This window comes from Siphonobacter sp. (assembly GCF_048595215.1).
GTDB lineage: Bacteria > Bacteroidota > Bacteroidia > Cytophagales > Spirosomataceae > Siphonobacter.
Genome location: NZ_JBMDWJ010000352.1, coordinates 1 through 10,076, shown reverse-complemented (window position 1 = coordinate 10,076; position 10,076 = coordinate 1). Strand labels below are relative to the sequence as shown.

Annotated in this window: 7 protein-coding genes; 2 read left to right on the top strand and 5 right to left on the bottom strand. The window is 45.8% G+C overall.

Annotated elements, in window-relative coordinates; all coding sequences use genetic code 11:
- Positions 1 to 180 precede the first annotated feature (180 nt).
- The gene (locus ACOJTG_RS21975) at positions 181 to 543 is read left to right on the top strand and encodes a hypothetical protein (protein WP_133163282.1); all 363 of its coding nucleotides are present in this window, start codon (positions 181 to 183) and stop codon (positions 541 to 543) included.
- Between the two features lie 111 nt (positions 544 to 654).
- Here the strand turns inward: ACOJTG_RS21975 and ACOJTG_RS21970 are convergent, their stop codons facing one another.
- Entirely contained in the window at positions 655 to 3,342 is a 2,688-nt protein-coding gene (locus ACOJTG_RS21970) for a TonB-dependent receptor domain-containing protein (RefSeq protein WP_420155770.1), read from the bottom strand.
- Positions 3,343 to 3,726: 384 nt separating this feature from the next.
- Between ACOJTG_RS21970 and ACOJTG_RS21965 the strand changes: the two genes are divergently transcribed.
- Positions 3,727 to 4,743 carry a type IX secretion system membrane protein PorP/SprF gene (locus ACOJTG_RS21965; RefSeq protein ID WP_420155769.1) on the top strand — a complete coding sequence of 339 codons (1,017 nt, stop codon included), beginning with the start codon at positions 3,727 to 3,729 and terminating at the stop codon, positions 4,741 to 4,743.
- Between the two features lie 57 nt (positions 4,744 to 4,800).
- Here ACOJTG_RS21965 and gldN read toward each other — a convergent pair whose 3' ends face one another.
- The 4 genes from gldN to ACOJTG_RS21945 all read right to left on the bottom strand — a co-directional run bounded on the left by gldN (position 4,801) and on the right by ACOJTG_RS21945 (position 9,593).
- Positions 4,801 to 5,877: a gliding motility protein GldN gene (gene gldN, locus ACOJTG_RS21960; RefSeq protein WP_420155768.1), complete on the bottom strand. Its 1,077-nt coding sequence runs from the start codon at positions 5,875 to 5,877 to the stop codon at positions 4,801 to 4,803.
- 20 nt (positions 5,878 to 5,897) lie between these two features.
- On the bottom strand, positions 5,898 to 7,472 hold the full coding sequence (gldM, locus tag ACOJTG_RS21955) for a gliding motility protein GldM (RefSeq protein ID WP_420155767.1): 1,575 nt from the start codon (positions 7,470 to 7,472) through the stop codon (positions 5,898 to 5,900).
- A gap of 63 nt (positions 7,473 to 7,535) precedes the next feature.
- Positions 7,536 to 8,360 carry a gliding motility protein GldL gene (gene gldL, locus ACOJTG_RS21950; protein WP_420155766.1) on the bottom strand — a complete coding sequence of 275 codons (825 nt, stop codon included), beginning with the start codon at positions 8,358 to 8,360 and terminating at the stop codon, positions 7,536 to 7,538.
- A 144-nt stretch (positions 8,361 to 8,504) separates the two neighbouring features.
- Positions 8,505 to 9,593, bottom strand: coding sequence for an SUMF1/EgtB/PvdO family nonheme iron enzyme (locus tag ACOJTG_RS21945; RefSeq protein WP_420155765.1), 1,089 nt, complete (start codon positions 9,591 to 9,593; stop codon positions 8,505 to 8,507).
- Positions 9,594 to 10,076 lie beyond the last annotated feature (483 nt).

The window sequence follows — 10,076 nt, the reverse complement described above, 5'->3', positions numbered from 1 at the left end:
AAAATCAGAAGCTATTTCGAAACGGCCAAGGCGTAATGTAGGTAAAATCTTGGCTAGTAGCAAAGCGAAGAACAGCGGCTTAAGGCCCAGAGCTTTCGAAACTCATTTTTCGAATTGACTTTCGTCATATCTGGTGGAGAGAAGCGATTGTAATTTTGGTGTATCAAATTGATAATCACTATGGTACGCACAGAAATCAACTCGCAATATCAGCACTCTTCCGCTACGCTAAGCCAACCCGCTAGCTCTTCGCTTTGGAACCGTTTTATGGCATTCTGCGAAGGTCAGGAAGCTGAAAACCACTGGCTCTGGGCCGGAGCAACCATTGGTATTCAAGGCTGTATTTTAACGCCCTTACTGCTCTGGACGATCAGTCATTTCGGGCTTAATGATGCTTATTTGTTGGTCGCCGTTACTTCCATTTTCGGCGTCGTTGTTCCTAATCTTTCGGCATTATCGACCAAGGTTATTCTGCCAATCTTTTTAACCAGTCTACTCGTCCACGTGACGATTATTCTCGGTACGCTTGCAACGTCTTTATAATCCATTCCGTAGGTAAAAAATCCACCGCTGATTAGCGGTGGATTTTTTTATGACCTAACAAAAAGCCCCTTCGCTAAGCAAAGGGGCTAACTAGTTTAGAGAAAAGCAGGATTAGTTGCGTTGTCCACCCGGACGACCTCCGCCCGGACGATTACCTCCCGGCGTACCATTTTGCGGCTGTTGGTTCTGGGGCTGACCGCCACCTTCTCCTTCACCACCGCTCTTAATATCATCGTTGTTTACACCCTTACCCCGACGGCGTTGCGGATGATCGAAGCTCATCTTACCGATTCGATAGCTGAACGTCACCCGTACCCCAGTATTATAAAGCGTGTTCACGCTCCGTTGACTAAAGGCTGGCGAATCGAAGCTGTTGCGTACTTTGAAACCATTGAAGTTGAGGAAGTTTTCCAATCCTAAACCCAAACTGGCCTTTTTATCCTTGAATTCTTTCCGTACGCCCAAATTGTAGAAGGCCATTCCGCCCTGCGTTCCCTGTAACTGAATCTGACGACCCCGAATAAAGCCAAAGCCCTGTACTGCCCAGCTATTTTTAAGGCTAATCGAGAGGTTGAAACGACCACTCACGTTGAAACCTGAATTGGACGCCCGTAACGTAGTATTGCTACCGTTGCTCAGCATCGAGTACATAATGTCCGTACCGCCGCCGACGGAAATCTTGGGTGTAATGCTGACGTTTCCGAATACGTTAACCCCAACGACTTCCTGCTTTCCAATGTTACTCGAAGTCGTTACAATGGCATCGGCAGCCACGCCTTCAAGCACTGAGTTCAGTACCGTTCCGTACGCAGTTCCTTCGAAAACTTGTTTGATATCCCGCACGTTAGAACGTACCTGCTCAATTGAATTACCCGTATGCCGGTAGAAACCCGTAAAATTCAGGTACGTTTTGTTGATAGACGTACTATACGACATTTCTACGTTGTCAGTTAATTCCGGACGCAAGTACGGGTTTCCTAAACTGACGTTGACCGGGTTGGCAATATTCACGTTCGGGTTCAGTGACTGAATACCGGGCCGTTGCAAACGCAGGTTGTATCCCCATTTCAGCGTACCTGCTCCAATGGACTTAGAGATATTGATACTAGGAACTAAGTTGTTATAATCCGGAATATCCAGTGAACTGAAGCCTACTTTGAAATCGGCATTAATGAAAGTGCGTTCGTACCGGGCACCCGCTTTAAAGTACCATTTATTTTTAGTGGACAACTGGTAGGTTGCATAACCCGCCATTACATTCTGATCGTAATTCAGCTGGTTATTCGTCCGGGTCGTATCGGTGATGAAAGATCCGTTTTCTCCGGGAGCCACAAAATATTTGTAATCACTTTGTACCTGACGGAAAATACTTTTCCCACCGAATTCCACCAATTGCGTTTTTCCAATCGGGGTCTGATAATCGACTTGGATGGTGGTTTCCTGGTTGTAGCTTTCGTTGTCGTTTTTCTGACGGCTTCCAATCGTTCCTTCGCCGTTCATCAATTCGGCCAAGTAATTATTCGTACGATTATTCCGGCTAAACTGACCCGAAATACTCAGCTCCTGCTGAGGTTTAAAGGTCTTGGTATAGTCAATATTGGCATCTACGGTATTAGAAAAATCCTTAGTATCAATATGTCGGGCATCAGTACTCGTCATTACACCACCCCGGTAGCGACCGGTTACCAAATCCTGCGTATTATTTCCGTTTCGGGTTCCGAAGCTAATATTTCCGTTTAATGAAGCCGTTTTGGAAATGTCGTAATCCATACCCAGCGAGTAGCGACCGAATAAATTCTGGTTCATCCCGGTCGACGTCTGATTCGTCAGGGTTTGAATACCGTCAACGATACTTGTCTGATCGTTAACGTTTTTATTCTTTACATTATAGCTGGCCCGGCCAAAACCGTTGAGCGAAAAGCCAAGTTTTCCCCGACGGTAGTTTCCGTTTAAGCCCAAATTAGCTCCGCGATTACCTACGCCCGAGTCAATGTTCAGCGTAAGTCCTTGAAGCGTATTTTTCTTCGTAATAATATTGATGATCCCGCCGGAACCCTCTGCGTCGTATTTAGCCGAAGGTGACGTGATGACTTCGACGCTCTTGATCATTTCGGAAGGAATCAGCTTAAGGGCATCCGCTACACTTTGAGCAACAATGGTTGAAGGTTTACCATTGATAAGCACGCGTACGTTCGAACTTCCACGTAATTGAACGTTTCCGTCCAAATCCACGGATAGCATGGGGACTTTCCGTAAGATGTCGCCCGCATCGCCCCCTTTCGCCGTAATATCTTTTTCTGCGTTATAGACCATGCGATCCACTTTCTCTTCAATCAATTCCCGTTGGCCAGTTACCGTTACTTCCTGAAGGGTACGGGTAGAAGCTGAAAGTTTGATTACGCCTAAATCAAGGTCTTCCCCCTTTTTGACGACTACGTTATCAACCGTTTTAGCCGTATAACCAATGAAGGTGATGAGGAGTTTGTAGTTTCCTTCGGCCACACGATTCAACGTAAATTTACCTTTGTCGTCCGCTACCGTACCATCGACGGGTTTATTCGTTGCCTTACTGTACAAGGCTACACTCGCAAATTCTACGGCTTTCGTCAACGCCGAATCCACTACAAATCCCGAAACTTTGGAATTACCCTTCGGACTGGTGTCCGTATCAGTACCAGGAATAGCCTTCGGCTGGCCTCCCGGAGCCGCAGGAAACTGAGCAAAGGCCGTCCCGAAGGAAAGCATGGCAAAAAGGAAAAATAAATATTTAATCATGGCTCGTTTAAAGAACAGATTCATGCGTGTGGAGCCCCAAATGGGAAAATAGGTTTGTGTTGTAACGAATTGGAAAGCGTACTTAGAAGTTAGAGTACAGCATAGATACTCTATTCAAAATTGAATGAAACATTCGAATCCGAGAGGGAAATTCGACGAAAACGGTTTCTTCGGAGATCAAGATTTTTGACTTATTTCAAGAGACAACCTTGACTATCAAATCCTAGCATTTATTCCAATTGTACAAAAACAAAAAGTGTAGCGACGAATGGCAAAAATGTATCGGCGTGTAGAAGATGATTTGAAGCTTTAATTTGAAATCGCTCTTACTAATTTATTTATTGGAGAGACTTGTACTTCATCTTTGTATTCGGGCGTTTTCAAGAAACGAAATCACCAATGGATGGAATGCGTATACGTTACTTGCTAATTAGTTTTATTCTTTCACTGCCCGCCGCCCAAGCTCAACAACGAGCTCAGTATAGCCAATACATGTTAAATCCGCTGGTATTGAATCCCGCCGTTAGTGGTCTGGAAGATTTCATCGACGTAAAGGCGGGCTATCGAAATCAATGGGCAGGTTGGCAGGGAGCCCCTAAAACGTTTTATTTAACGGCTCACGGTGCCCTCAACAAAGCAGATCGCACTAGTACTTTACCAGTTCGCGACCCGTATGGTCGTCCGTATCAACGAAGTCGTGTTTTTCCTTCGCAGCCTGCCGCTCCTTCCCATCATGGCGTGGGAGCTACCTTACTTCGCGATGAAACCGGACCCAGTTCGCGTACTACCTTACAAGCGAGCTACGCTTTACATTTACCACTTACGAACCGGATAAAAGTAGCTACTGGAGTCGCTCTGGGTTTTACGCAACATACGCTCGATTTTGATTTGCTTCACGTACTGGAGCCTAATGACCCCGTCATTCAGCAGGGAAAGCTCAATACGTTTGTACCCGAACTAAATGCGGGTGTGCTTCTATACGATCCTAATTTTTACGTTGGATTTTCCGCTAGTCAGCTTTTCTTCAAAAAACTGGATTATGGGCAGACTGGAACGTCTGACTACGAATGGCTGGGACGTCTCTATAATCATTACTTTCTTACGGCTGGCTATCGTTTTGAATTAGATCCGGACTGGTCCTTACTTCCTTCGGTACTGGTCAAGTCCGTCCGCCCCCTACCCCTTTCTTTCGACATCAACGCCAAGGTGTCCTATCAGGATCGAATTTGGATGGGTCTTTCGTACCGACATCAGGATGCCATTGTCGGCTTGATAGGATTCAATGTTAACTACAAACTAAACATTGGCTATTCGTATGATTTCACCCAATCTTCGGTACGGACGGTATCCCGCGGAACGCATGAGATTGTCGTTGGACTGATGTTCAATAACCGCCAGCGTCTGGTTTGCCCCCGTATCTTCTAAACGTAAAAAGTCCGCCGGTTTCCCGGCGGACTTTTTACTAAGCTTTAAACGGTATTTCTAGTATTCCCACAAGTTGTGTTCCCACTCCATGAGTTTGTACTCCAACTGCTGAGCCTTAACCAGACCTTCTTTTTCGCCTCCATAAATCTGAGACAAGTAAGCATTTTTGGAATTTGACTGCTTCAGAATCCGCGAAGAGAACAACCGCAAATCAAAGGCATCCGCCATGTTAAGGTGTTTCGCGTTATTCTGGTTGTTATACCAGATAAACTTCTTCGGATTACTACGGAAATACTGATCTACGTCTTTGTAACGGAATGAAGCCACTTCACGATCCAGACCCGTAGACGTTTTCGCCGCCGGGATAATCAATGTAATGGATTTCATGTCGTAGTACTGACGTGAGCGACGTTTGTCGAATACATAGTCCTCTTTTAATTCCAAGACCGTAATATCCGTAGGGAAATACTCGTAAGCCGAATTATCGTCAGCGTACGAGGGTTGATCGAAACCACTGGTATCTTTCTTCGTACCCGTAGTCCCTCCCCAGCCGTCATCTACGCCACCGGCTGCTGGAGCAGCGGGCTTTTTCGCATCTTTTTTCTTCGCACTATCGCCCCAACCATCATCGCCCGCTGGAGCTGGATCACCAAATCCAGCGGCCTTTTCTTCGTCCGAAAGCCCGCCACCCGTACCTTCCATACGAAGGTTCGTCTGAAATTGTTCAGGAGTGAGTTCGGTCACTAAAGAATCATTTTTATAGGCTTTCAGTACACCCGCTTTCATGCCATCGATCAGATAGCGAGTAATCTCGTTATTGGTCGAAAAGAAAGGCTGATTTTGGGTTTCCTGGAGGTCCATCCGACGCCAAAGCGTCGTCTTATACATAATATCTTCGTCATCAATGGGTCGCAAAGATTCAGAAGCACGGTTCCGTTCCGCCATTGCCGTCCGCTGATCGTTCATCGGAGCACGTTGCTCGGCTCCCAGTACCCGGGGTTGGGTATTGGTTGGAGCTGCCTGCAAGTTGGCTGGGGGAGCCTGCTCGGGCATGGGTGTTGGCTCCTGAGCATAGACCGATCCTGCCACTACCAGTGACAAGGTTAGTCCCGCAAATCCTCTCAATTTCGTCATGGCAAAATGTGTTTTTTCCATTAGTTCAACGGCACAGTAATAGGTTCGTTAATCGTAGTGCTTGAAACTTTTCCTTGGAAATTCTGACGTTGGTACCCTTTTACTTCAATTACGTAACGGTCGCCTGCTTGAGCAGCAGCAGCCAAGGAAGCAATATTTCCCTGACTCACTGGACCAGCTACTCGTTTTGATCCACGGGCTAATGAAATTTGTACATCATTCACCCGGAACTTGGCATCTTCAGGATTTGAAGCCGCGAAATCTTCATCCGCAATGGCCCGAACTTCCAATACCCGAAGCTGGCTGGCTGGAACACCTTTCCGCACATCCAACTTCTGTCCATTACCAAACGGAACTAATTGCGGAGCTGGTACACGACGAACATTAAATTTTTCAACGCCGAGCGTAGTACCCATGTTATTCACGTTCAGACTTACTTGGCGATTGTTGGGTACAATCGTCACTTTACCTTGGCTACCTGCAATCGTTTCAGCTCCTTCAGCACTGAAAGAAGGATTCCACATCGCTCCCATCTGCGGACTTACGAATTGCAAACGGTTGGCACAACCTAGGTATAGCGGAGGCAAAGAAGCCGATTGAATACTATACGAAGGCTTCGCTACAAAGTATTCACCCGTTACGGTAAACGTTTTCATCGCTCCCGTTGGATCCGGATAGTTTACCGTAGCCGTATAGGATTTCTTAGCTAAACCGTCTGGACCATACGCACCACCCTGAGCCGTAAACTGGATCTGACCGCGACCATCTTTCATGGGTACAGCAGCTCCGTTAAAGCTCATACGAGGCGTAATAGCACTAGACGTCGCCGCTACGTACATTTCTGCTTCGTACTTCATCCCTGCTACAACCGTGCTGGACTTTGCAGAAATGACTGGGAAAATCTTGTCAAATTTGATCTCTTTCAAGCCTACTTTAGCAGCTAGCTGATCGAGTACTGTGTTTTCGTAACGCAAAACTTCAGCCTGCTTCTGGCTCAGTACTGCCAAAGCAGCAGGAACAGGCGTTTGAGCAAAGTTCATTTCAGCGAAATCTTTGTTCCGTTGCTCTGCACTTTTACTCGCGATCGGATCATCCTTCGCATCTACAGCTAGCGGAGAAAATTGAGTACCCTTGTCTGCATAGGCCTGTAAGTCCGTTACATACTTGTTAAGCTGATTCTTAAGGCTGTAAGCTTTACCGCTTCCACCCGTTCCAACCATCAGCATGGCAACTTGTTCTTCTTCCTTCGCGTTTTTCAGGTTGCCCTGCTCGTCGAATCCACCGCTTTTGTCAATGATCTGCGATTTCAACGCATCCAGTTCATTGTACATAGCCGTAGAAAGTTTCCGAACTGCATCTGCCTTTTGAATGACATCTGCGTAAAGACTTCCGCTTTCTGCTGCTTTATCCTTAATTCCTTTTACTGACTGTTGGTTTGTAATACTTGCGGTACTGTTGGCCGTTTCAAGGCTTCGGTTCAACAAAATGAATTTATCAATCAAAGCCGAACTCACCTGCAAGGCCAGCATTGCTGTCAGTACCAGGTACATCATCCCGATCATTCGCTGCCGGGGTGTTTCATTGGCACCTGCCATATGTTTCTATTAGTTTTTCAGTGTCAGAAAAAAATGAGTAACCAGGGTTGGTTCATGAACTGGTTATTGTACGCCTTTCATGGCCGACAACATACCGCCGTAAATGTTATTGAGCGACTGTAAGTTGTTGGTCAGACGTCCCATTTCACTCTTGAATTGCTGAGCATCTTTAGAAGCTTCCTGCATGTTATCCATCGCTGATGCCAGGTTACCGTAGAAAGCGTTCATGGCTTTCAGGTGTTTCTGGGTGTCCTGCAATTCTAACTCGTACACTGCGTTAAGAGCACCCATCGTTTGCGTAATCTGTTGGAACTTCACGCGGTATTCTTTCGCATCCATCGTCGCACTAGCCATATCAGACATAGCCGAGACAGCAGTACCATACGATTTGTTCATTTCCTGTAAAGAGCCCGCAGCGATTTTTACGTTTTTAGCGTATTCGTTCGTAGCTACCGTAGCGTCCGTGATCTGACCTAATTTTCCAACGGTATCAGTCAGGCTACGTAAACCTGTGCCTAAACTATTGAATACATCAGGGGATACCTTCGCATTAGCCAGCATATCGTCCATCTTGGCCATCAGACCCAGATTAGGAGAAGTAGCTACTGCTGCAGTCGTTGCACTACGCGTGGGTAACTCACCTTTATAATTGTCATCTAATTCAGGATATACTTTTTCCCATTGGTAATCAGCCGTAGGAGCCACGAATTGCTGTAAAGCAAACAAAAGGAAAATAACGGCTTCCGTACCCATACCGATGGTCAGCATTTCATCGGCTCCGGGGCGGTGTTGAATTTTAAAAAGAGCCCCCAAGATTACAACAGCGGCCCCAACACTATAAACTACAGGAAGAATTTTGTCGAAGAAGACGTTACGTTTCGCCGCCATGAGTAAATAAAAAGGTTTAAACGTGAAAAGGACTGGATTAGATGGTAATTCATTAATGATACGCTGGGCTTATCCTGAATGAATTGGTTGACACATAAAAACACCTGTCAGGAAGAACTGACCTAACAGGTGTTTTTAAAATTTCTAACGGAATTCGCGTCCAGAAGACATACCTAAGTGTTGCATAACGCAACGGAAGCCAATATATGAACGACGAGCATCTTTATATTCCCAGGAACGGGTACCCGTTTCGAGGAAGTAAGCTACGTCTTTCCAAGAACCACCACGAATCACCTTGCGAGGCTCATCGTCATTGATATTATCAGAGTTCAAATCCCAAGTTACGACGGCAGCATTATCAGCCCAGGCATCTAAACACCACTCGGCTACGTTACCAGCCATATTATACAAACCGTATTCATTGGGATTGTACATATTAGCGGGAGCGGTATACGCATAACCATCAGCATCGTAGTTTCCACGCTGGGGTTTGAAGTTAGCCAGCATACAGCCTTTACCGTTCGCTACGTAAGGGTTACCCCAGGGATACTTGGCACCGGATTTACCACCACGAGCCGCCCATTCCCACTGTGATTCAGTAGGTAATTCGAAACGAGGCATAGCAGCCTGATTTTCGTTCGTGCGGTAGTCGTTCAACACCGACGTCCGCCAACGGCAGAAATCACGAGCGGCATCCCAGCTTACACCTACGACGGGATAACGGTCAAACGCCGGACTTGAATAATAATATTCCGTCATCGGATCACCATTATGGTAGGTAAAGTCTTTCTTCCAAACTGTAGTATCTGGATAAACTTTACTCATGATGTATTCTTCACCCAAAACCGATACAGAATCCGTCAGCATAGCATTTACATACTGACGATACTCGTTATTGGTAATTTCGGTATCATCCATGAAAAACTGGCTGATCGTAACCCGCTTATTAAAGTTTACTTGAGCGGTTGCCACATCTTCATCGGCTTGCCCCATCAGGTAGGAACCCGAAGGAATCAGAACCATACCATAGGGAGTGGGTTGTTTCCAGCCTTTGCGGGCATCAGCCACAATTTCCCCATTGTACACACCAACCTCTCCTTTGCGACTGCCTTTTCCACCTTTGCCTCCGTTGCTAGCATTATTACCTTTTTTACCGCAACTCTGTATCACCAGCATGGGAACAAGAATCAGAAGACTCCAAATGAGGCGTTTACTCATATGCCGCTCATTCATGATCATATAGTTGTTTTTCTTATCAATATCATTTATGTACTACTTCCTGAACACAAGACTTGTTTATATTCCTCGTAGTGATTACGCCGCAAAAAAACGATGAATACGCAGCTATCGTATTTAACTCAGCCAGCAAAAATAAAAAAAATATGCTTGGTACTAAGTTCCGCTCGCTAAACTTACGAGAAACAAGGCCTCTACAGTCGTGGAAGACCGCTTTAAAGCCTAAAACAAAGGCGTATACACGTGAAAATGCTGTTTTTTCGGGCTTCGAAGATGTATAAATTTCATAGTTGGATAACTGACATTTTAAAAACGGAAACGTGGAGTCCGTACGGGAATTCGCTTATTGGGTTTGGGAGCTGGTAAGCCGTAACTCAGCAGTATGGAATAAGACCCGGGTGATTTAGCACTTACTCCGCCTAAAATTATATCATAGGAAGCACCAATTCTAAATCGATTCCAGTTTACTCCTGCAAAGAC